The following is a 22,059-nucleotide window of genomic DNA, read 5'->3' on the forward strand; positions in this document are numbered from 1 at the left end:
CATGCCCACCCTTCCCTGGACCGTCCCGAACACCCCTCCGAACGGCACCGAAGTGCATGTCTTCGCCTCCCGCTTCGAGACTCGCACCCGCTGGGGCGCGCTGAAGTTCTTCCTGAAGACCCCGGGCGTGTGGCGGCAGGTCAGCCACGCCCCGGGCGCCTACGGGGCCACCCTCAAGGCGCAGCCGCTGCGGCGGACCTTCTGGACCCTGTCGGCCTGGGAATCGCCCCAGGCGCTCAAGGCCTTCGCCCGCTCCGGCACGCACGCACCGACCTCCCGAGGCCTCGCCCCCCTGATGCGGGACGCGAAGTTCGTCACCTGGACGGCTAAGAGCGACGAGCTCCCGCTCGACTGGACCGAGGCCGCCCGCCGACTGACCTGAGCCCTGGACGCCGTACGAGAAGAGCGGCCCCGCCCGGACCGGTGGGGCCGTTCTCGTACTCTTGAGCGCGTGCAGGAACTCCACGACGCGCCCCTCGCCCCGCTGACCACCTTCCGGCTGGGCGGACCGGCCACCCGGCTGGTCACCGCCACCACCGACGCCGAGGTGATCGCCGCCGTCCGCGAGGCCGACGCCGCCGGCACGCCCCTGCTGCTCATCGGCGGCGGCTCCAACCTGGTCATCGGCGACAAGGGCTTCGCCGGCACCGCACTCGTCATCGCCACCAAGGGCGTCGAGCTCGACGGCACCCGCCTGGAACTGGCCGCAGGGGAGGTGTGGACCGATGCCGTCGCCCGCACCGTCGAGGCCGGACTCGCCGGCGTCGAATGCCTCGCCGGAATCCCCGGCTCCGCGGGTGCCACGCCGATCCAGAACGTCGGCGCGTACGGCCAGGAGGTCTCCTCCACGATCACCGAGGTGATCGCGTACGACCGCCGGACGGGCGAGACCGTCGTCATCCCGAACGCCGACTGCGCCTTCACCTACCGCCACAGCCGCTTCAAGGCCGACCCCGAGCGGTATGTCGTGCTGCGCGTCCGTTTCGAGCTGGAGGACGCCGACGGGCTGTCCGGGCCGATCAAGTACGCCGAGACCGCCCGCGCCCTCGGCGTCGAACCCGGCGACCGCGTGCCGCTGGCCGAGGCCCGCGAGACCGTCCTGAAGCTGCGCGCGGGCAAGGGCATGGTCCTCGACCCCGAGGACCACGACACCTGGTCCGCCGGATCCTTCTTCACCAACCCGATCCTCACCGACGCACAGTTCGCGGCCTTCCACGCGCGCGTGCGCGACCGGCTCGGCGACGGCGTGCAGCCCCCGGCCTACCCGGCGGGGGACGGGCACACCAAGACCTCCGCCGCCTGGCTGATCGACAAGGCGGGCTTCACCAAGGGCTACGGCAGCGGCCCCGCGCGCATCTCCACCAAGCACACCCTCGCCCTCACCAACCGGGGCGAGGCGACCACCGAGGACCTGCTGGCGCTCGCCCGCGAGGTCGTGGCCGGAGTTCGCGAGGCCTTCGGGATCACGCTGGTCAACGAGCCGGTGACGGTCGGCGTCAGCCTGTAGGCGTCAGCACCCCGTCAAACCGAGTCAGCGTCAGTACCCCGTCAAACCGAGTCAGTAGGCCACGCCCACGCCCTGCTTCACCGTGCCCGGATCGTCCGCCAACGCCAGCATCGCGTGGGCCACGTCCGCGCGGCCGATGAAGCGGCCCCTGGCCGGGGTGCCGCCGACGACCGTGCGGTACGCACCGGTCAGCGGCTTGTCCTGGAGCCGGGGCGGCCGTACCGACGTCCAGTCGACCGCGCTGCGGGCGAGCTCCGCCTCCATTGCCCTGAGGTCGTCGTAGACGTCCTTGAGGACCGCGGAGACCAGGCCGCGTGCGGCACGGTCGAAGGGGCCGTCCTGCGCCGGGGCCGGCCCGAGCGGAGCCGCGCTCACCACCAGCAGCCGCCGTGTGCCCTCCGCCTCCATGGCCCGCAGCACCGTGCGGGTGAGGCGGGCGGCGACCCCGGCATCCTTGCGGCTGCGGGCGCCGAGGCCCGACAGGACCGCGTCCCGGCCGGTCACCGCGGGGCGCAGCGCCTCCGGGTCGGTCACATCAGCGCGGAACACCTCCAGGCCCGCGCCCGTCACCGGGAGCCGCGCGGGATCCCGTACGACCGCCGTCACCCGATGCCCGGCGGTCAGCGCCTGCCGGACGATTTCCTGGCCGATGCCTCCGGTGGCACCGAAAACCGTGATGTTCATGGCCACTCCCCGCGTTCGGGTGGGTGAGTGTTCACTCACCCCTCTGTGTTCTAGAGTGGGTGAGTATTCACTCACCCGTCAAGCCCGATAAGGTCCCCGCGTGGAATCCGTGCAGAAGCCCGCCCGCGTCCGCATCCTCGACGCCGCCCATGAACTGATGCTCACCGTCGGGCTCGCCCGGGCCACCACCAAGGAGATCGCCAAGGCGGCCGGGTGTTCCGAGGCCGCGCTCTACAAGTACTTCGACAGCAAGGAAGAGCTGTTCGTCCGGGTCCTCACCGAGCGGCTGCCCCGGCTCACCCCGCTGCTCAGCAGTCTCACGGCCGAACCGGGTGCGGGCACCCTGCAGGACAACCTGACCCGGATCGCCCGCGAGGCGGCCCTCTTCTACGAACAGAGCTTCCCGATCGCCGCCTCCCTGCACGCCGAGGCGCAGCTCAAGCGGCGGCACGACGACGCGCTGCGGAAGATCGGTGCCGGACCGCACCTGCCGATCGAGGCCCTCGACGCCTACCTGCGCGCCGAGCAGACCACGGGACGCGTCCGGGCCGGCGCCGACACCTTCGCGGCCGCCTCCCTCCTCCTCGGCGCCTGCGCCCACCGCGCCTTCGCCTACGAGGCCACCCTGAGCGGCGACCGCCCGCCTGCCGACGCCTTCGCCGCCCGGCTCGCCCGGACCCTGCTGGACGGGATCACCGCGGAAATCTCCGTTGCGGAGGACGACGGCCGACCCCGACCCTGATGCCATGAGGCAACGCACATGCGGCTGAGGCTGACCGAATTCCGGACCCGCACAGGGCCGCACGAACACCGAGTGGTCCAGCCCCGCACCCCCCTGCGCCACACCTCACTGACGGCGCCCGACCCGATCGGGCAGCTGCTCGGTGACCACGACGGCCTGAACCGGCTGGCGGGCCTGTTCTCCTTCGCCGCCTACTCCCGGCACACGATCGTCCACGTCCCGCTGCGCGACGGCGTCCCGCCGGACGAGGGCTGGGGCGAGCGGGTCGACCTCGTCCTCGCCCACCACACGCTCGGCCTGCGCCCCAGCCAGTGGCCCGAACTGCGCCGCAAACTACGCGCGGGCACCCCACTGACCGTCGGCACCGACGAAGCGCGCACCGCGCGGGACGCGAAGACCTGGCAGGCGCGATGGGACCGGGACGACCTACGGCACACCACCCACGCGCGTACGTTCTTTCTCTTCGGCAGCCGGGACGTGTTCGCCGAGGCCGCCACCGGCTTCGCCCGCGCGGCAGGCTTCGGGCCGCGCCAGAAGAGCGTCGTCAAAGGGCACTCGGCGCTGATGACAGGGCTGCCCCTGGTCCAGCCGCCGGGCGGCGGGCACCCCGTCGAGGTACTGGTCTGCTTCAAGCCCTATCCGCCCTACGCCCACTTCAGGCGACCGGGCGAGTCAGCCACTCGTCCACACCGGCCAGCAGCCGCGCCCTGACCTCCGCCGGCGCCGCGGACGCCCGCACCGACTGCCGGGCCAGTTCCGCCAGTTCCGCGTCCGTGAAGGCATGGTGCTGGCGGGCGATGTCGTACTGGGCCGCCAGACGGGAGCCGAACAGCAGCGGGTCGTCCGCGCCCAGGGCCATCGGGACCCCGGCCTCGAACAGCTTGCGCAGCGGCACGTCCGCCGGCTTCTCGTAGACGCCCAGAGCCACGTTCGACGCCGGGCACACCTCGCACGTCACGCCCCGGTCGGCCAGGCGCTTCAGCAGACGTGGGTCCTCCGCCGCGCGCACCCCGTGGCCGATCCGGTTCGCGTCCAGGTCGTCCAGGCAGTCGCGGACCGAGGCCGGGCCCGTCAGCTCACCGCCGTGCGGAGCGGAGAGCAGACCGCCCTCGCGGGCGATCGAGAACGCCCGGTCGAAGTCCCTCGCCATGCCCCGGCGCTCGTCGTTCGACAGACCGAAGCCGACCACACCCCGGTCCGCGTATCGCACCGCCAGCCGCGCCAGCGTCCGCGCGTCCAAGGGGTGCTTCATACGGTTCGCCGCCACCAGGACCCGCATCCCGAGGCCCGTCTCCCGCGACGTCGTCTCCACCGCGTCCAGGATGATCTCCAGCGCCGGGATCAGACCGCCCAGCCGAGGCGCGTACGAGGTCGGGTCCACCTGGATCTCCAGCCAGCCCGAGCCGTCCTTCAGGTCCTCCTCCGCGGCCTCGCGCACCAGCCGCTGGATGTCCTCCGGCTCTCTCAGGCACGAGCGCGCCGCGTCGTACAGCCGCTGGAAGCGGAACCAGCCCCGCTCGTCCGTGGCCCGCAGCCGCGGCGGCTCCCCGCTCGTCAGGGCTTCCGTCAGCGCCTCGGGTAGGCGCACGCCGTGCTTGTCGGCCAGTTCCAGAACCGTGGCCGGGCGCATCGACCCGGTGAAGTGCAGGTGCAGATGGGCCTTCGGCAGCTCAGAGACATCACGTACACGCTCCATCCCAGGATCCTGCCGTACGGTCCCGCCCTCCCGGTAGCGGTTTCCCCCTTAGTGGTCTTGCTCGCACAAACGAACAGGGCACCTAGGAACGTTCCTAGGTGCCCTGCTCACAGCCTCTTGGCTACTTCGCCTCCGCCAGCAGCTTCTGGATCCGCGAGACACCCTCGACGAGGTCCTCGTCACCCAGCGCGTAGGAGAGCCGCAGATAGCCCGGCGTGCCGAAGGCCTCGCCCGGGACGACCGCGACCTCGGCCTCCTCCAGGATCAGTTCGGCCAGCTCCACGCTGCTCTGCGGGCGCTTGCCGCGGATCTCCTTGCCGAGTACGGCCTTCACCGACGGGTACGCGTAGAAGGCGCCCTCGGGTTCCGGGCAGACCACGCCGTCGATCTCGTTGAGCATCCGCACGATCGTCTTGCGGCGGCGGTCGAAGGCCTCACGCATCTTCGCGACCGCGTCCAGGTTGCCCGAGACGGCGGCGAGCGCGGCCACCTGGGCCACGTTCGAGACGTTCGACGTGGCGTGCGACTGGAGGTTCGTCGCGGCCTTCACCACGTCCTTCGGGCCGATGATCCAGCCGACCCGCCAGCCCGTCATCGCGTACGTCTTGGCGACGCCGTTGACGACGACGCACTTGTCGCGCAGCTCGGGCAGGAGCGCGGGCAGCGACACGGACACCGCGTCGCCGTAGACCAGGTGCTCGTAGATCTCGTCCGTCATCACCCACAGGCCGTGCTCGACGGCCCAGCGGCCGATCGCCTCGGTGTCGGCCTCGCTGTAGACCGCGCCGGTCGGGTTCGACGGGGAGACGAACAGGACGACCTTCGTCTTCTCCGTACGGGCCGCCTCCAGCTGCTCGACGGAGACCCGGTAGCCGGTCGTCTCGTCGGCGACGACCTCGACCGGGACACCGCCGGCGAGCCGGATCGACTCCGGGTAGGTCGTCCAGTACGGGGCCGGGACGATGACCTCGTCGCCCGGGTCGAGGATCGCGGCGAAGGCCTCGTAGATGGCCTGCTTGCCGCCGTTGGTGACCAGGATCTGCGAGACGTCGGGCTCATAGCCGGAGTCGCGCAGCGTCTTCGCGGCGATCGCGGCCTTCAGCTCGGGCAGGCCACCGGCCGGCGTATAGCGGTGGTACTTCGGGTTCTTGCACGCCTCAATGGCGGCCTCGACGATGTAGTCCGGGGTCGGGAAGTCAGGCTCACCGGCGCCGAAGCCGATCACCGGACGCCCGGCGGCCTTGAGGGCCTTGGCCTTGGCGTCCACGGCGAGGGTGGCGGACTCGGAGATCGCGCCGACTCGGGCGGAGACCCGGCGCGCGGTGGGAGGGGTTGCAGCGCTCATGCCGCCCATCGTTTCAGACCGGAAACTCCCCCGGCACGCGGGTTTCACAGACTGAACAACGGTTGAACAACCGTCCGGATCTCCCCCTCACGCTGGGCGATCTTCCATCTCCCAAGCTCCCACGGGCACTTTCTGTTCGACGAGGGGCCTGAGAACACGTACACTCTCACCTCGTTGGCCTTCAGCAGGCCGCACTCGCACGGTGCACATTGAGCACCCGTCCGGATGCGGTACGTTGGGGAACACACAAAGGGTCGTAGCTCAATTGGTAGAGCACTGGTCTCCAAAACCAGCGGTTGGGGGTTCAAGTCCCTCCGGCCCTGCTACACACACCTTCGCCAGGATGTGTGCGCATGTACGTACAGCAATGCACCGCCGTGCGGCTCAGACCGGGCGCGGCACGGCCACGACCCGGAATCAGGTGAGGACGAGTGACGGACGCCGTGGGCTCCATCGACATGCCTGATGCCGAGGACGAGGCGCCGGATTCCAAGAAGAAGACCCGCAAGGGCGGAAAGCGCGCCAAGAAGGGTCCGCTGAAGCGTCTTGCCCTCTTCTACCGCCAGATCGTCGCTGAGCTCCGCAAGGTCGTCTGGCCGTCGCGCAGCCAGCTGACGACCTACACGACCGTGGTGATCGTCTTCGTCGTCATCATGATCGGCCTGGTGACCGTGATTGACTATGGGCTCGACCACGCCGCCAAGTACGTCTTCGGCTGAGCCAAGAGCGAAGGGCGCCGCGGTTACCGGCGCCCCTTTTCGCATGTTCTACCCCTATGTATCCAGGAAGAAGCAGCCACCGTGTCTGACCAGAACCTGAACGACGCCGTCGAGCCGGACGAGACCGTGTCCGTGGAAGACGAGCTCGACATCGTCGAGGGCGCGGACGAGGACCTGGACGAGGTCGAGGCTGCCGACGCCGAGGCGGGCGAGCCCGCCGAGGAAGCGGCCGTACACGTCGAGGACGAGGCCGAAGAGGCCGAGGAAGAGCCGGCCGAGCCGGTCGACCCCGTCGCCGCCCTGCGCGAAGAGCTGCGGACCCTGCCCGGCGAGTGGTACGTCATCCACACCTACGCCGGTTACGAGAACCGCGTGAAGACCAACCTGGAGCAGCGCGCCGTCTCGCTGAACGTCGAGGACTACATCTTCGCGGCAGAGGTGCCGCAGGAAGAGGTCGTCCAGATCAAGAACGGCGACCGCAAGACGATCAAGCAGAACAAGCTCCCGGGCTACGTCCTCGTCCGCATGGACCTGACGAACGAGTCCTGGGGCGTCGTCCGCAACACCCCCGGCGTCACCGGCTTCGTGGGCAACGCCTACGACCCGTACCCGCTGACCCTGGACGAGATCGTCAAGATGCTCGCCCCGGAGGCGGAGGAGAAGGCCGCCCGCGAGGCCGCCGAGGCCGAGGGCAAGCCGGCGCCGCAGCGCAAGGTCGAGGTCCAGGTGCTGGACTTCGAGGTCGGCGACTCGGTCACCGTCACCGACGGTCCCTTCGCCACCCTCCAGGCCACGATCAACGAGATCAACCCCGACTCCAAGAAGGTCAAGGGTCTCGTCGAGATCTTCGGCCGGGAGACGCCGGTCGAGCTGTCGTTCGACCAGATCCAGAAGAACTAGATCTCACTGCTTCCGACCAGGTCAGGCGGGCTTTCAAAGCCTGTCTGACCTGCTCGGTTTTCAGCCGCGCAGCCATACCCGTTATCGTTGTGCGGTATGCCTGCATCCGGGACGCGACCTGGATGGGGGCAAACCCGATTCGAAAGGACCCGGAGAGCTATGCCTCCCAAGAAGAAGAAGGTCACGGGGCTCATCAAGCTCCAGATCCAGGCCGGTGCCGCCAACCCGGCTCCGCCGGTCGGCCCCGCGCTGGGTCAGCACGGCGTCAACATCATGGAGTTCTGCAAGGCCTACAACGCCGCGACCGAGTCGCAGCGCGGTTGGGTCATCCCGGTGGAGATCACGGTCTACGAGGACCGCTCCTTCACCTTCGTGACCAAGACTCCGCCGGCCGCCAAGATGATCCTCAAGGCCGCGGGCGTGGAGAAGGGCTCCGGCGAGCCGCACAAGACCAAGGTCGCCAAGATCACCGAGGCGCAGGTCCGCGAGATCGCCACCACCAAGATGCCCGACCTCAACGCCAACGACCTGGACGCCGCGTCGAAGATCATCGCCGGCACCGCCCGTTCCATGGGCATCACGGTCGAGGGCTGAAGCCCAACCCCCAGCAGTAGTGGCAGGGCCTGCTCGGCCCGCACCACGACTCCTCAGAAAACCCAGGAGCAGTAGTGAGCAAGCGCAGCAAGTCTCTCCGCGCTGCGGACGCCAAGATCGACCGGGAGAAGCTCTACGCCCCGCTCGAGGCCGTCCGTCTCGCCAAGGAGACCTCCACGACCAAGTTCGACGGCACCGTCGAGGTCGCCTTCCGTCTGGGTGTCGACCCGCGCAAGGCCGACCAGATGGTCCGTGGCACCGTGAACCTCCCGCACGGCACCGGTAAGACCGCCCGGGTCCTGGTCTTCGCGACCGGTGACCGTGCCGAGGCCGCTCGTGCCGCGGGCGCCGACATCGTCGGCGCCGACGAGCTCATCGACGAGGTGTCGAAGGGCCGTCTGGACTTCGACGCCGTTGTCGCCACCCCGGACCTCATGGGCAAGGTCGGCCGCCTCGGCCGCGTGCTCGGTCCGCGTGGTCTGATGCCGAACCCGAAGACCGGCACCGTCACGCCGGACGTCGCCAAGGCTGTCAACGACATCAAGGGCGGCAAGATCGAGTTCCGCGTCGACAAGCACTCGAACCTGCACTTCATCATCGGCAAGACGTCGTTCGACGACACCAAGCTGGTGGAGAACTACGGCGCGGCCCTGGAGGAGATCCTCCGTCTGAAGCCATCCGCCGCCAAGGGTCGCTACATCAAGAAGGCCGCCATCAGCACCACGATGGGCCCCGGCATTCCGGTCGACTCCAACCGCACCCGCAACCTCCTCGTCGAGGAGGACCCGGCCGCGGTCTGATCCCCGAGGCTGACTGACGGGCCCCGCACCTTTCGAGGTGCGGGGCCCGTTCCCTTTTCCGTTTCCGGACGATTGTCAGTGCCCTCGGTTAGCGTTCTGGGGCAGGGGACGACTGCGGGGGTGGGACGGATGAGGAGCACGGCGATCATTGTGATGGCGCTGCTGGCAGCCCTCACGGCCTGCACGGAGGAACAGCCCGCCGTCCGACCGCACCTGGCCGCCCTGCGCGCCGCCGAGCGGTCCACAGCCGCCGCGCACTCCGTCCGGGTGGAGTCCACCACGGCCATGGGCGAGGAACTGTCCATCGAGGCCGAGGGCGCCCTCGACTGGCAGGACGAACTCGTCGGCACCCTGACCATCACCTACACCGGCGGCACGACCGCGCAGACGATGCGCCGCCTCGGCGTCACCTCCATGGAAGCCCGCTACCTCCCCGACGCCTACTACGCGCACATGGGCGAGAAGTTCGCGAAGCAGTCGGGCGGCAGGCACTGGATCAGATACGCCTACGACGACCTGGCGGACCTCGGCGACGGCACCGGCGCCACCTTCGCCGAGCAGATACGCACCAGCACCCCGAACCAGTCGGTGAAGCTCCTGCTGGACTGCGCGGACGTACGCAGGATCGGCGAGGAGACGGTACGGGGCCGCCGTGCCGTGCACTACTCCGGCACCGTGGCGGTGGACGACGTCGCCGACGCGGGCCTCAGACGGCAGCTGGAGCAGGCCGGCGTGACCGCCCAGACCGTCGACCTGTGGGTCGACGACCGGGGCCTGCTGATCAAGAAGGCCGAGAAGGGTGAGCTGGCTACCGGGGAGCTGACCCAGACCGCCCACTACAGCGACTACGGCGTGCGGGTCTCCACCGAGGCGCCCCCGGCCGAGGACACCCAGGACTTCAAGGAACTCCTGAAGAAGCAAGGCTCCTGAGCCAGCCGGAATTCAAGAGACCGCTTCCACCCCGATCGGCTAGGCTCGCGGCTCATCTGTGTATCGCTCATGTGTTCCTTGGGGGGAATCAATGGGGCTTTCTGTACGACGTTCCGCGCGCACTCGCACGATCGGGGCCGGGCTCGCCGCCGTGGCTCTCACCGCCGGCGCGGTCAGCTGTTCCAAGGGGGAGGCCGAACAGTCGCCGAAGATGACGCCCGCGGCGGCCGTGGCCAAGGCGGCGAAGAACGCGGACGACATCACCTCCCTGCAGTACCGCATGACGGGCGAGGTGCCGGAGCAGGGGCGGGTCAAGGCGGAGGCCGCCATGCGGATGAAGCCCGATGTCGCCATGAGCATGAAAATGACGGCGCTCGACGAAGGGGCGGACGGCTCCTTCGAGATCCGGCTCGTCGACAAGGCCATGTACATCGGTGGGAACGCCGAGATGGCCAAGGAGATGGACGGCAAGAGCTGGATGAAGTTCGACATGTCCGCGCTCGGGGAGAACTCGGTCGGCGGAGGAGGTACTCCCGGCGCCGGCCAGGCCGAGCAGAACCCGGCGGCCGAGTCTACGTTCCTCACCGGCGCCAAGGACGTGAAGAAGATCGGCACCGAGAAGGTCGACGGCGTCGAGACGACCCACTACCAGGGCACCGTCACCCTCGACACGCTCCGGGACTCCTTCAAGGACGAGGACAAGGACACGCGCGAGAAGCGCGAGAAGAGCATCGAGCAGTACGAGGAGATGGGCGTCGACGAGCTCACGATGGACATGTGGGTCGACGGCGAGGACCACACCAAGCAGTTCCGGATGAAGGGCGACGCCGACAAGGGCCGACTCGATCTGACGGTGACCTTCCTCGACTACAACAAGCCGGTGACCGTGAAGGCCCCGCCCGCCAAGGACACCTTCGACCTGGCCGAGATGATGAAGGAACTCGAGAGCAGCTGAGCCTCGTAGGGCCGGATTTGCTTGACGGCGAATCCTTCACGTACTCTCCTACAGAAGCCAAAGACCGCTGGTCGTTGCCGTGCACTCGTTCGAGGGTGCGGTGGCCGAAGGATCCGCTGAACTGCGGACGACCCGCGCAGGTGTCTGTGGAAGTGCTCCCGAAGCCCCTTTCAAGGGATTGCGGTCGAGCTACGCCCCGTGCGCCTGCGCCGGGGCGTTTCGTTTTCCCCAGTCCTCCTTCGGGTCCGCGCGGTCCGAATCACCCGGAAGGAGGCCGAGGCTCTATGGCGAGGCCCGACAAGGCTGCCGCGGTTGCCGAGCTGACGGACAAGTTCCGCAGCTCCAACGCCGCCGTGCTGACCGAGTACCGCGGTCTCACCGTGGCGCAGCTCAAGACGCTGCGTCGTTCGCTCGGTGAGAACGCCCAGTACGCCGTGGTGAAGAACACGCTGACCAAGATTGCGGCCAACGAGGCCGGGATCACGCTGGACGACCAGCTCTTCGCTGGTCCGACTGCCGTCGCCTTCGTCACCGGTGACCCGGTGGAGTCGGCGAAGGGTCTTCGTGACTTCGCCAAGGACAACCCGAACCTCATCATCAAGGGCGGTGTCCTTGACGGCAAGGCGCTGTCCGCCGATGAGATCAAGAAGCTTGCGGACCTCGAGTCCCGCGAGGTTCTGCTCGCCAAGCTGGCGGGCGCCATGAAGGGCAAGCAGACGCAGGCTGCTCAGCTCTTCCAGGCGCTCCCGTCGAAGCTCGTCCGCACCGTGGACGCGCTTCGCGCCAAGCAGGACGAGCAGGGCGGTGCCGAGTAATTCGGCTCGCATCATGACCGCCGCCTGAGGCCTCCCGCCGCAGGTGACGGTCGTAGCGGGCCAACGTACGCCCGCCAGTCATGTACATCCGGCACCAGCCGAATTAGTGGAAGGAAAGCCATCGTGGCTCTCACCCAGGAAGAACTGCTCGCCGAGTTCGAGACCATGACCCTGATCCAGCTCTCCGAGTTCGTGAAGGCGTTCGAGGAGAAGTTCGACGTCACCGCCGCCGCCGCGGTTGCCGTCGCGGGCCCGGCCGGTCCGGCCGCCCCGGCCGAGCAGGCCGAGGAGAAGGACGAGTTCGACGTCATCCTCACCGGTGCCGGCGACAAGAAGATCCAGGTCATCAAGGTCGTGCGTGAGCTCACCTCCCTGGGCCTCAAGGAGGCCAAGGACCTCGTGGACGGCGCCCCGAAGCCCGTTCTCGAGAAGGTTGCCAAGGACGCCGCCGAGAAGGCCGCCGAGTCCCTCAAGGGCGCCGGCGCCTCCGTCGAGGTCAAGTAACACCTGCGAGCTGAACGCGGCCCCGTAGGGCTGTAACGCGAGCGCACCGAAGAGCGATCATCCATCTGGGTGGTCGCTCTTCGGCGTTCCCGGAGGGGCGGCCGCGGTTGCCTTGCCGCCCCGGTGACGAGGGGTATGGTGATCTTCGTCGTGTCTCCTGAACGCCCCGGTTCGGGCAGGGGGGCCTTGACGAACCGCACGCAGCGCGCAATTCTCAGGACGCGTCGTCACAACGGTCCGAATCCGAGGCATGGATCGACGACGAAGAGGGCAGTATCAACGTGCATCGAGGGCGGGCATGCCGAGGGCGTTGAGAACGAGGGCGTTGAGAACAACGAGGGTCGCGAAAAACCCGCACTGGACATCAGTGTGCCAAGTGGCTACACTGACCCTTTGCGCTGCCTGTTAGCTGTCCCCTGCCCGTCACCAGGGGCATGCCCTCACCTGAGCACAGACGACCGGACCATCCCTGACCTGGCCAAACCGCCAAGAACGGGAATCTGTCTCTGCGCCCCGGATTGAGGGGCCGGTACGCGCGTAGTGAGTCCGAGCCCTCGGAAGGACCCCCTCTTGGCCGCCTCGCGCACTGCCTCGACCGCGAATACGAACAACGGCGCCAGCACCGCCCCGCTGCGCATCTCCTTTGCAAAGATCAAGGAGCCCCTCGAGGTTCCCAACCTGCTCGCGCTGCAGACCGAGAGCTTTGACTGGCTGCTCGGGAACACCGCCTGGCAGAGTCGGGTCGAGGCGGCTCTCGAGTCCGGTCAGGACGTCCCCACCAAGTCCGGTCTGGAGGAGATCTTCGAGGAGATCTCCCCGATCGAGGACTTTTCCGGGTCGATGTCGCTGACGTTCCGCGACCACCGTTTCGAGCCGCCGAAGAACAGCATCGACGAGTGCAAGGAGCGCGACTTCACGTACGCCGCTCCGCTCTTCGTGACGGCTGAGTTCACCAACAACGAGACCGGCGAGATCAAGTCCCAGACCGTCTTCATGGGCGACTTCCCGCTCATGACGGGCAAGGGCACCTTCGTCATCAACGGCACCGAGCGTGTCGTGGTGTCCCAGCTGGTCCGCTCGCCCGGTGTCTACTTCGACTCCTCCATCGACAAGACGTCCGACAAGGACATCTTCTCGGCCAAGATCATCCCGTCCCGGGGTGCCTGGCTGGAGATGGAGATCGACAAGCGCGACATGGTCGGTGTCCGTATCGACCGCAAGCGCAAGCAGTCCGTCACCGTCCTGCTCAAGGCTCTCGGTTGGACCACCGAGCAGATCCTGGAGGAGTTCGGCGAGTACGAGTCGATGCGCGCCACCCTGGAGAAGGACCACACCCAGGGCCAGGACGACGCGCTGCTCGACATCTACCGCAAGCTGCGTCCGGGCGAGCCCCCGACCCGTGAGGCCGCGCAGACGCTGCTGGAGAACCTGTACTTCAACCCCAAGCGCTACGACCTCGCCAAGGTCGGCCGCTACAAGGTCAACAAGAAGCTGGGTGCGGACGCTCCGCTGGACGCGGGCATCCTGACCGTCGAGGACATCATCTCGACGATCAAGTACCTGGTGAAGCTGCACGCCGGCGAGACCGAGACCACCGGGGACAGCGGCGGCACGATCGTCGTCGAGACCGACGACATCGACCACTTCGGCAACCGTCGTCTGCGCAGCGTCGGCGAGCTCATCCAGAACCAGGTCCGTACGGGTCTGGCGCGTATGGAGCGAGTCGTCCGTGAGCGCATGACGACCCAGGACGTCGAGGCGATCACGCCGCAGACCCTGATCAACATCCGGCCGGTCGTCGCCTCCATCAAGGAGTTCTTCGGCACCAGCCAGCTGTCGCAGTTCATGGACCAGAACAACCCGCTGTCGGGTCTCACCCACAAGCGCCGTCTGTCGGCTCTTGGTCCGGGTGGTCTCTCCCGTGAGCGGGCCGGCTTCGAGGTCCGTGACGTGCACCCGTCTCACTACGGCCGTATGTGCCCGATCGAGACGCCCGAAGGCCCGAACATCGGTCTGATCGGTTCGCTGGCCTCCTACGGCCGGGTCAACGCGTTCGGTTTCGTCGAGACCCCGTACCGCAAGGTCGTCGACGGCCAGGTCACCGACGAGGTGGACTACCTGACCGCCGACGAGGAGGACCGGTTCGTCATCGCGCAGGCCAACGCCGCGCTCGGTGACGACATGCGCTTCGCCGAGGCCCGCGTGCTGGTCCGCCGCCGTGGCGGCGAGGTCGACTACGTCGGCGGCGAGGACGTGGACTACATGGACGTCTCGCCGCGCCAGATGGTGTCGGTCGCGACCGCCATGATCCCCTTCCTCGAGCACGACGACGCCAACCGCGCCCTCATGGGCGCGAACATGATGCGTCAGGCCGTTCCGCTGATTAAGTCGGAGTCCCCGCTCGTCGGCACCGGCATGGAGTACCGCTCCGCGGTCGACGCCGGCGACGTGGTCAAGGCCGAGAAGGCCGGTGTGGTCCAGGAGGTCTCCGCGGACTACATCACCACCGCCAACGACGACGGCACGTACATCACGTACCGCCTGGCCAAGTTCGCCCGTTCCAACCAGGGCACCTCGGTCAACCAGAAGGTCATCGTCAACGAGGGCGACCGGATCATCGAGGGCCAGGTCCTGGCCGACGGTCCGGCCACCCAGAACGGCGAGATGGCGCTCGGCAAGAACCTGCTGGTCGCGTTCATGCCGTGGGAGGGTCACAACTACGAGGACGCGATCATCCTGTCGCAGCGCCTCGTGCAGGACGACGTCCTCTCCTCGATCCACATCGAGGAGCACGAGGTCGACGCCCGTGACACCAAGCTCGGCCCCGAGGAGATCACCCGGGACATCCCGAACGTCTCCGAGGAGGTCCTCGCCGACCTCGACGAGCGCGGCATCATCCGGATCGGTGCCGAGGTCATCGCCGGTGACATCCTCGTCGGCAAGGTCACGCCCAAGGGTGAGACCGAGCTGACGCCGGAGGAGCGCCTGCTGCGCGCGATCTTCGGTGAGAAGGCCCGTGAGGTCCGTGACACCTCGCTGAAGGTGCCGCACGGCGAGACCGGCAAGGTCATCGGCGTCCGCGTCTTCGACCGCGAGGAGGGCGACGAGCTTCCCCCCGGTGTGAACCAGCTGGTGCGCGTCTATGTCGCGCAGAAGCGCAAGATCACCGACGGTGACAAGCTCGCCGGCCGTCACGGCAACAAGGGTGTCATCTCCAAGATCCTGCCCATCGAGGACATGCCGTTCCTCGAGGACGGGACCCCGGTCGACATCATCCTCAACCCGCTCGGTGTGCCGTCCCGAATGAACCCGGGACAGGTGCTGGAGATCCACCTCGGCTGGCTCGCCAGCCGCGGCTGGGACGTCTCCGGTCTCGCCGAGGAGTGGGCGCAGCGCCTTCAGGTCATCGGCGCCGACTCCGTCGCCCCCGGCACCAACGTCGCGACCCCGGTCTTCGACGGTGCGCGTGAGGACGAGCTCGCCGGTCTGCTCGAGCACACGATCCCGAACCGCGACGGAGAGCGCATGGTGCTCCCGACCGGTAAGGCTCCGCTGTTCGACGGCCGCTCGGGTGAGCCCTTCCCGGAGCCGATCTCGGTCGGCTACATGTACATCCTGAAGCTGCACCACCTGGTCGACGACAAGCTGCACGCCCGGTCGACCGGCCCGTACAGCATGATCACCCAGCAGCCGCTGGGTGGTAAGGCTCAGTTCGGTGGCCAGCGGTTCGGCGAGATGGAGGTGTGGGCCCTCGAGGCCTACGGCGCCGCGTACGCCCTCCAGGAGCTGCTGACCATCAAGTCCGACGACGTCACCGGCCGCGTGAAGGTCTACGAGGCCATCGTCAAGGGCGAGAACATCCCCGAGCCCGGCATCCCCGAGTCCTTCAAGGTGCTCATCAAGGAGATGCAGTCTCTCTGCCTCAACGTGGAGGTGCTGTCCAGCGACGGTATGTCCATCGAAATGCGTGACACCGACGAGGATGTCTTCCGCGCCGCGGAGGAGCTCGGCATCGACCTGTCCCGGCGCGAGCCGAGCAGCGTCGAAGAGGTCTGACGGGAGTCCGGCGGGGCCCTCACCCACAGGGCCCCGCCGACCCCCAGGCCCCCGTATCAGACCAAAGACTCACGACCCTGAGAGGGATTGACGCATAGTGCTCGACGTCAACTTCTTCGACGAGCTCCGGATCGGCCTGGCCACCGCTGACGACATCCGTCAGTGGAGCCACGGCGAGGTCAAGAAGCCCGAGACCATCAACTACCGCACCCTCAAGCCCGAAAAGGACGGACTCTTCTGCGAGAAGATCTTCGGTCCGACCCGGGACTGGGAGTGCTACTGCGGCAAGTACAAGCGTGTCCGGTTCAAGGGCATCATCTGTGAGCGCTGTGGCGTCGAGGTGACTCGCGCCAAGGTGCGCCGTGAGCGGATGGGCCACATTGAGCTGGCCGCCCCTGTCACGCACATCTGGTACTTCAAGGGTGTCCCCTCGCGCCTCGGCTACCTGCTGGACCTGGCGCCCAAGGACCTCGAGAAGGTCATCTACTTCGCGGCGTACATGATCACGTACGTCGACGAGGAGCGCCGTACCCGCGACCTGCCCTCCCTGGAGGCGCATGTCTCCGTCGAGCGTCAGCAGGTCGAGAACCGCCGGGACGCCGACCTGGAGGCCCGCGCCAAGAAGCTCGAGTCCGACCTGGCCGAGCTGGAGGCCGAGGGCGCCAAGGCCGACGTGCGCCGCAAGGTGCGCGAGGGTGCCGAGCGCGAGATGAAGCAGCTGCGCGACCGTGCGCAGCGCGAGATCGACCGCCTCGACGAGGTGTGGACCCGGTTCAAGAACCTCAAGGTCCAGGACCTCGAGGGCGACGAGCTCCTCTACCGCGAGCTGCGTGACCGCTTCGGCACGTACTTCGACGGCTCGATGGGTGCCGCGGCGCTGCAGAAGCGCCTGGAGTCCTTCGACCTCGAGGAAGAGGCCGAGAAGCTCCGCGAGATCATCCGTACCGGCAAGGGCCAGAAGAAGACCCGTGCGCTGAAGCGGCTGAAGGTCGTGTCTGCCTTCCTGCAGACCTCCAACAGCCCCAAGGGCATGGTCCTCGACTGCGTCCCGGTCATCCCGCCGGACCTTCGCCCGATGGTGCAGCTGGACGGTGGCCGCTTCGCGACCTCCGACCTGAACGACCTGTACCGCCGTGTGATCAACCGGAACAACCGACTGAAGCGCCTTCTCGACCTCGGTGCGCCCGAGATCATCGTGAACAACGAGAAGCGCATGCTTCAGGAGGCCGTCGACGCGCTGTTCGACAACGGCCGTCGTGGCCGTCCGGTCACCGGTCCCGGTAACCGCCCGCTGAAGTCCCTCAGCGACATGCTGAAGGGCAAGCAGGGTCGTTTCCGTCAGAACCTGCTCGGTAAGCGAGTCGACTACTCGGCGCGTTCCGTCATCGTCGTCGGCCCGCAGCTGAAGCTGCACCAGTGCGGTCTGCCCAAGGCCATGGCGCTGGAGCTCTTCAAGCCGTTCGTGATGAAGCGCCTGGTCGACCTGAACCACGCGCAGAACATCAAGAGCGCCAAGCGCATGGTGGAGCGCGGCCGCACCGTCGTGTACGACGTCCTCGAAGAGGTCATCGCCGAGCACCCGGTGCTGCTGAACCGTGCTCCCACCCTGCACCGCCTCGGCATCCAGGCCTTCGAGCCGCAGCTGGTCGAGGGCAAGGCCATCCAGATCCACCCGCTCGTCTGCACCGCGTTCAACGCGGACTTCGACGGCGACCAGATGGCCGTGCACCTGCCGCTCTCCGCGGAGGCGCAGGCCGAGGCGCGCATCCTGATGCTGTCCTCGAACAACATCCTCAAGCCCGCCGACGGCCGTCCGGTGACGATGCCGACCCAGGACATGGTCCTCGGTCTGTTCTTCCTCACCACCGACGGTGAGATGCGCGGCGTCAAGGGTGAGGACCGCTCCTTCGCGTCCGTCGCCGAGGCGATCATGGCCTTCGACGCGGGCGAGCTCTCGCTGCAGTCGCCGATCGACATCCGCTTCCCGGTGGGCACCATCCCGCCGCGTGGCTGGATGCCGCCGGCGCAGGAGGAGGGCGAGCCGGAGTGGCAGCAGGGTGACAGCTTCCGGCTGCGCACCACGCTGGGCCGCGCGCTCTTCAACGAGCTGCTGCCCGAGGACTACCCGTTCGTCGACTACGAGGTCGGCAAGAAGCAGCTCTCCGAGATCGTCAACGACCTCGCCGAGCGCTACCCCAAGGTCATCGTGGCGGCGACGCTCGACAACCTGAAGGCTTCCGGCTTCTACTGGGCGACCCGTTCCGGTGTCACCGTGGCCATCTCCGACGTCGTCGTTCCCGAGGCGAAGAAGGAGATCGTCAAGGGTTACGAGGCGCTGGACGAGAAGGTCCAGAAGCAGTACGAGCGCGGTCTGATCACCAAGGACGAGCGCACCCAGGAACTCATCGCGATCTGGACCAAGGCGACCAACGAGGTTGCCGAGGCCATGAACGAGAACTTCCCGAAGACCAACCCGATCTTCATGATGGTGAACTCGGGTGCACGAGGCAACATGATGCAGATGCGTCAGATTGCCGGTATGCGTGGTCTGGTGTCGAACGCCAAGAACGAGACGATTCCGCGTCCGATCAAGGCCTCGTTCCGTGAGGGCCTGTCCGTGCTGGAGTACTTCATCTCCACGCACGGTGCCCGTAAGGGTCTGGCCGACACCGCCCTGCGTACCGCCGACTCGGGTTACCTGACCCGTCGTCTGGTGGACGTCTCGCAGGACGTGATCATCCGCGAGGAGGACTGCGGCACCGAGCGCGGTCTGAAGCTGAAGATCGCGATCCGCGGCGAGGACGGCGTCCTGCGCAAGACGGACGACGTCGAGACCAGCGTCTACGCCCGCATGCTCGCCGAGGACGTCGTCATCGACGGCAAGGTGATCGCGCCGGCCAACGTGGACCTCGGCGACGTGCTCATCGACCAGCTCGTGCACCACGGTGTCGAGGAGGTCAAGACCCGCTCGATCCTCACCTGCGAGTCCCAGGTCGGCACCTGTGCCATGTGCTACGGCCGTTCGCTGGCCACCGGCAAGCTGGTCGACATCGGTGAGGCGGTCGGCATCATCGCCGCCCAGTCCATCGGTGAGCCCGGTACCCAGCTGACGATGCGTACCTTCCACACCGGTGGTGTGGCCGGTGACGACATCACCCAGGGTCTGCCCCGTGTCGTCGAGCTCTTCGAGGCTCGTACGCCGAAGGGTGTCGCCCCGATCTCCGAGGCCTCCGGCCGCGTGCGGATCGAGGAGACCGAGAAGACCAAGAAGCTCGTCGTCACCCCGGACGACGGCAGCGACGAGACGGCGTTCCCGATCTCGAAGCGTGCCAAGGTCCTGGTCCGCGAGGGCGACCACGTCGAGGTGGGCCAGCAGCTCACCGTGGGTGCCACCAACCCGCACGACGTGCTGCGCATTCTGGGTCAGCGTGCCGTCCAGGTCCACCTGGTCGGCGAGGTCCAGAAGGTGTACAACTCGCAGGGTGTGTCGATCCACGACAAGCACATCGAGATCATCATCCGGCAGATGCTGCGCCGTGTGACGATCATCGAGTCCGGCGACGCCGAGCTGCTGCCCGGCGAGCTGGTCGAGCGCTCGAAGTTCGAGACCGAGAACCGTCGTGTGGTCCAGGAGGGCGGTCACCCGGCCTCCGGTCGTCCGCAGCTCATGGGTATCACCAAGGCCTCGCTGGCCACGGAGTCCTGGCTGTCGGCGGCGTCCTTCCAGGAGACGACGCGAGTCCTCACGGATGCGGCGATCAACGCCAAGTCCGACTCGCTCATCGGCCTCAAGGAGAACGTCATCATCGGTAAGCTCATCCCGGCCGGTACGGGTCTGTCCCGCTACCGCAACATCCGGGTGGAGCCGACCGAGGAGGCCAAGGCCGCGATGTACTCGGCCGTCGGCTACGACGACATCGACTACTCGCCGTTCGGCACGGGCTCCGGCCAGGCCGTTCCGCTGGAGGACTACGACTACGGTCCGTACAACCAGTAAGCGAGTCGCTTGAGTTGAGGGGCGGTCACCTGTATGGGTGGCCGCCCTTCGGCGTGTTCGAGGCTGGCGTTCGAGTGATCGCTCCGTGTCACCGGCGGGGGCCGCGCTGATCGCCTTGCGGCTGTGCGAGGTTGGGCCGGACCCAGCCCAGCGGAAGCGGAGGCGACATGACGTCAGCGAGGGCCCGGCTGTTCGGCGTAGCGGTGGTTACGGCCGTGCTGGCGGCGTGTGGGGGAGGCGGCGGGGGCGGCGGGACCCCGCAGGAGACGACGTCCGGGGCTGCGGAGACCGCGGCGACCGGGGCCGAGGAGGAGGACTGGACGGCGGACCCGGAGGAGACCGGGGGCGGACAAGGGGGCGATGGCGAGTCGGACGGCGAGGTCTTCCCCGGCAGCGACACCGAGAAGCCATCCGCGTCGTCGATCAAACTCTCGAGGACCGAGGTGGGTAAGCCGGTCCAAGGGGTTGTGGAGGTCAAGGGTTCTACGACGGCGGCGGCCAAGCCGCTTCAGAACGTCAACGGCACCATCGCCGGCGAGGAACTCGAACTCATCCAGAAGTGCCTGGGCGAGGTGCCCCCGGAGGGCTGCGAGGTGATCTTCGCGTACACGCCGACCGAACCGGGGCCCTACTCCGGAGAGTTGACCTTCACGATGGCCGACGGCTCCACCGTCACCGCCCCCATCTCCGGGGAAGCGGTCGGGGGCGCGACCTCGACCTCGGCGTCGCCCGTCGAGCCCACCACGACCGCGCCGCCGGCGCCGACCACCGAGACGGAAGAGTTGCCGCCGGAGGTCCCCACGGACACCCCCGAGCCGGACGACTACGACCTCCCCTGAGGGCGGCCCGCTCACGCCCCGCGGATCTCCAGCCAGGCGGTGCCGTCGTCGGGCAGCATCACCACCCGGCGGTCGTGGTACCGAGAGGCGTACGAGACCAGATAGAAGCGGTCCGGCGCCTTGGCGAGGACGCGGAAGCCCCGGTACTCGTACCGGTACGGCGCGCTCTCGCTTCCGTGGTCCTTGAAGGCGATGCGCTTGGCGTTGTGGGTGAGCGGCACCTTCGAATGGACCACCACGATCGGCGTGTCCACATAGCCCTCCTCCGCGTCCAGTTGGGCATCGCCGCGGCCGACGTCGGCCACGTACTGGGCCATGGCATAGAACAGACTCACCGTCAGCAGCCCGAGGAGCAGCGTGCCTCCCGCCAGCCACGTCCGTTCGGTGGCGGGGGCGTCTCGGACCCGGATTCCCGTGCTCTCGCTCAGCCGCAGATGGACGGCGCAGACGGCCAGCGTGGCCCCTACGGCCACCATCAGGGCCGGGATGAACCGGCGTGCCCAGCCCTCGGGGAACAGGCTCACCAGATCCGTGAAGAAGACCGGCAGGCCGAGGATCATCATGGCCACGCCGAGAGCGAGCAGCCAGATGACCGCCGTACGACGGCGCACCGCCCGCTGCGGTCCGGCCAGCGCCCGGCCCAGCCAGCCGAAGAGCAGGAACGCGGCCAGCCCGCCGGCCAGCAGCCCGCACAGCGGGACGAAGATCGCGCTGGTGCTGTTGGCCACAATGCCCTGCACGGAGAAGCCGAGGTCCTCCGGCAGCACCCCGAGGGTGGAGTAGTACGCCTTGATGTAGAGGCTGCCGTAGTAGTAGAGCAGCGCGAAGGTGACGGTGCTGGGCGCCGCTACGATCGCCGCCTTCTCCAGGAACGTCGACGTGGGTGAGCGTCGGGGCGGTGGCCCGGGATCGGCCGGCTGCTCCTGCGACGTGGACATGGCCAACAGTCTGTTCGCCCGGCACCGGCCCCGCACGT

The 22,059-nt window shown here is 67.9% G+C and carries 19 protein-coding genes and 1 tRNA gene; 16 read left to right on the forward strand and 4 right to left on the reverse strand.

Annotated elements, in window-relative coordinates; all coding sequences use genetic code 11:
* The first annotated feature begins 1 nt into the window (after window position 1).
* Both OHT76_RS25750 and OHT76_RS25755 read left to right on the forward strand, forming a co-directional pair.
* Entirely contained in the window at window positions 2-382 is a 381-nt protein-coding gene (locus tag OHT76_RS25750; protein WP_328873233.1) for a DUF3291 domain-containing protein, read from the forward strand.
* A 69-nt stretch (window positions 383-451) separates the two neighbouring features.
* Window positions 452-1,507 (forward strand): UDP-N-acetylmuramate dehydrogenase, encoded by a 1,056-nt coding sequence (locus tag OHT76_RS25755; protein WP_328873234.1) that lies wholly within the window; start codon window positions 452-454, stop codon window positions 1,505-1,507.
* Between the two features lie 51 nt (window positions 1,508-1,558).
* Here OHT76_RS25755 and OHT76_RS25760 read toward each other — a convergent pair whose 3' ends face one another.
* Entirely contained in the window at window positions 1,559-2,191 is a 633-nt protein-coding gene (locus tag OHT76_RS25760; protein WP_328873235.1) for an NAD(P)-dependent oxidoreductase, read from the reverse strand.
* 100 nt (window positions 2,192-2,291) lie between these two features.
* On the opposite strand from OHT76_RS25760, the gene OHT76_RS25765 reads away from it, so the two are divergent.
* Together OHT76_RS25765 and OHT76_RS25770 are read left to right on the forward strand one after the other, a co-directional pair.
* A complete protein-coding gene (locus OHT76_RS25765) occupies window positions 2,292-2,933 on the forward strand; it encodes a TetR/AcrR family transcriptional regulator (protein WP_328873236.1) in 642 nt (213 codons plus the stop codon).
* Between the two features lie 18 nt (window positions 2,934-2,951).
* On the forward strand, window positions 2,952-3,644 hold the full coding sequence (locus tag OHT76_RS25770; protein WP_328873237.1) for a hypothetical protein: 693 nt from the start codon (window positions 2,952-2,954) through the stop codon (window positions 3,642-3,644).
* Here OHT76_RS25770 and OHT76_RS25775 read toward each other — a convergent pair.
* Entirely contained in the window at window positions 3,589-4,629 is a 1,041-nt protein-coding gene (locus OHT76_RS25775; protein ID WP_328873238.1) for an adenosine deaminase, read from the reverse strand. The two genes, OHT76_RS25770 and OHT76_RS25775, sit on opposite strands and share 56 nt — an antisense overlap.
* Before the next feature lie 121 nt (window positions 4,630-4,750).
* Window positions 4,751-5,974: a pyridoxal phosphate-dependent aminotransferase gene (locus tag OHT76_RS25780; RefSeq protein ID WP_328873239.1), complete on the reverse strand. Its 1,224-nt coding sequence runs from the start codon at window positions 5,972-5,974 to the stop codon at window positions 4,751-4,753.
* Window positions 5,975-6,224: 250 nt separating this feature from the next.
* Here OHT76_RS25780 and OHT76_RS25785 point away from each other — a divergent pair.
* From OHT76_RS25785 to OHT76_RS25840, 12 genes are all read left to right on the forward strand, one after another.
* Window positions 6,225-6,297 (forward strand) — tRNA-Trp (locus tag OHT76_RS25785).
* Window positions 6,298-6,405: 108 nt separating this feature from the next.
* Window positions 6,406-6,693 (forward strand): preprotein translocase subunit SecE, encoded by a 288-nt coding sequence (gene secE / locus OHT76_RS25790; protein WP_269661052.1) that lies wholly within the window; start codon window positions 6,406-6,408, stop codon window positions 6,691-6,693.
* A gap of 81 nt (window positions 6,694-6,774) precedes the next feature.
* Window positions 6,775-7,593: a transcription termination/antitermination protein NusG gene (nusG, locus tag OHT76_RS25795; RefSeq protein WP_328873240.1), complete on the forward strand. Its 819-nt coding sequence runs from the start codon at window positions 6,775-6,777 to the stop codon at window positions 7,591-7,593.
* Between the two features lie 159 nt (window positions 7,594-7,752).
* On the forward strand, window positions 7,753-8,187 hold the full coding sequence (gene rplK, locus OHT76_RS25800; protein WP_015658483.1) for a 50S ribosomal protein L11: 435 nt from the start codon (window positions 7,753-7,755) through the stop codon (window positions 8,185-8,187).
* Window positions 8,188-8,261: 74 nt separating this feature from the next.
* The gene (gene rplA / locus OHT76_RS25805; RefSeq protein WP_062664059.1) at window positions 8,262-8,987 is read left to right on the forward strand and encodes a 50S ribosomal protein L1; all 726 of its coding nucleotides are present in this window, start codon (window positions 8,262-8,264) and stop codon (window positions 8,985-8,987) included.
* A 129-nt stretch (window positions 8,988-9,116) separates the two neighbouring features.
* The gene (locus OHT76_RS25810) at window positions 9,117-9,917 is read left to right on the forward strand and encodes a hypothetical protein (protein ID WP_328873241.1); all 801 of its coding nucleotides are present in this window, start codon (window positions 9,117-9,119) and stop codon (window positions 9,915-9,917) included.
* Between the two features lie 91 nt (window positions 9,918-10,008).
* Window positions 10,009-10,872 (forward strand): DUF1396 domain-containing protein, encoded by an 864-nt coding sequence (locus OHT76_RS25815; protein ID WP_328873242.1) that lies wholly within the window; start codon window positions 10,009-10,011, stop codon window positions 10,870-10,872.
* A 284-nt stretch (window positions 10,873-11,156) separates the two neighbouring features.
* Window positions 11,157-11,687: a 50S ribosomal protein L10 gene (rplJ, locus tag OHT76_RS25820; RefSeq protein ID WP_328873243.1), complete on the forward strand. Its 531-nt coding sequence runs from the start codon at window positions 11,157-11,159 to the stop codon at window positions 11,685-11,687.
* Between the two features lie 165 nt (window positions 11,688-11,852).
* Window positions 11,853-12,191: a 50S ribosomal protein L7/L12 gene (gene rplL, locus OHT76_RS25825; protein ID WP_443049932.1), complete on the forward strand. Its 339-nt coding sequence runs from the start codon at window positions 11,853-11,855 to the stop codon at window positions 12,189-12,191.
* Between the two features lie 570 nt (window positions 12,192-12,761).
* Window positions 12,762-16,247: a DNA-directed RNA polymerase subunit beta gene (rpoB, locus tag OHT76_RS25830; protein WP_328873244.1), complete on the forward strand. Its 3,486-nt coding sequence runs from the start codon at window positions 12,762-12,764 to the stop codon at window positions 16,245-16,247.
* Between the two features lie 97 nt (window positions 16,248-16,344).
* Complete coding sequence (locus tag OHT76_RS25835; protein ID WP_328873245.1) at window positions 16,345-20,244, forward strand: DNA-directed RNA polymerase subunit beta'; 3,900 nt, start codon at window positions 16,345-16,347, stop codon at window positions 20,242-20,244.
* A gap of 167 nt (window positions 20,245-20,411) precedes the next feature.
* Window positions 20,412-21,083, forward strand: a complete 672-nt coding sequence (locus OHT76_RS25840; RefSeq protein WP_328873246.1) for a hypothetical protein — start codon at window positions 20,412-20,414, stop codon at window positions 21,081-21,083.
* An 11-nt stretch (window positions 21,084-21,094) separates the two neighbouring features.
* Here OHT76_RS25840 and OHT76_RS25845 read toward each other — a convergent pair whose 3' ends face one another.
* Window positions 21,095-22,021 (reverse strand): hypothetical protein, encoded by a 927-nt coding sequence (locus OHT76_RS25845; protein WP_328873247.1) that lies wholly within the window; start codon window positions 22,019-22,021, stop codon window positions 21,095-21,097.
* Between the last annotated feature and the right edge of the window lie 38 nt (window positions 22,022-22,059).

The organism is Streptomyces sp. NBC_00287 (assembly GCF_036173105.1).
In the GTDB taxonomy this organism is placed as follows: Bacteria; Actinomycetota; Actinomycetes; order Streptomycetales; family Streptomycetaceae; genus Streptomyces.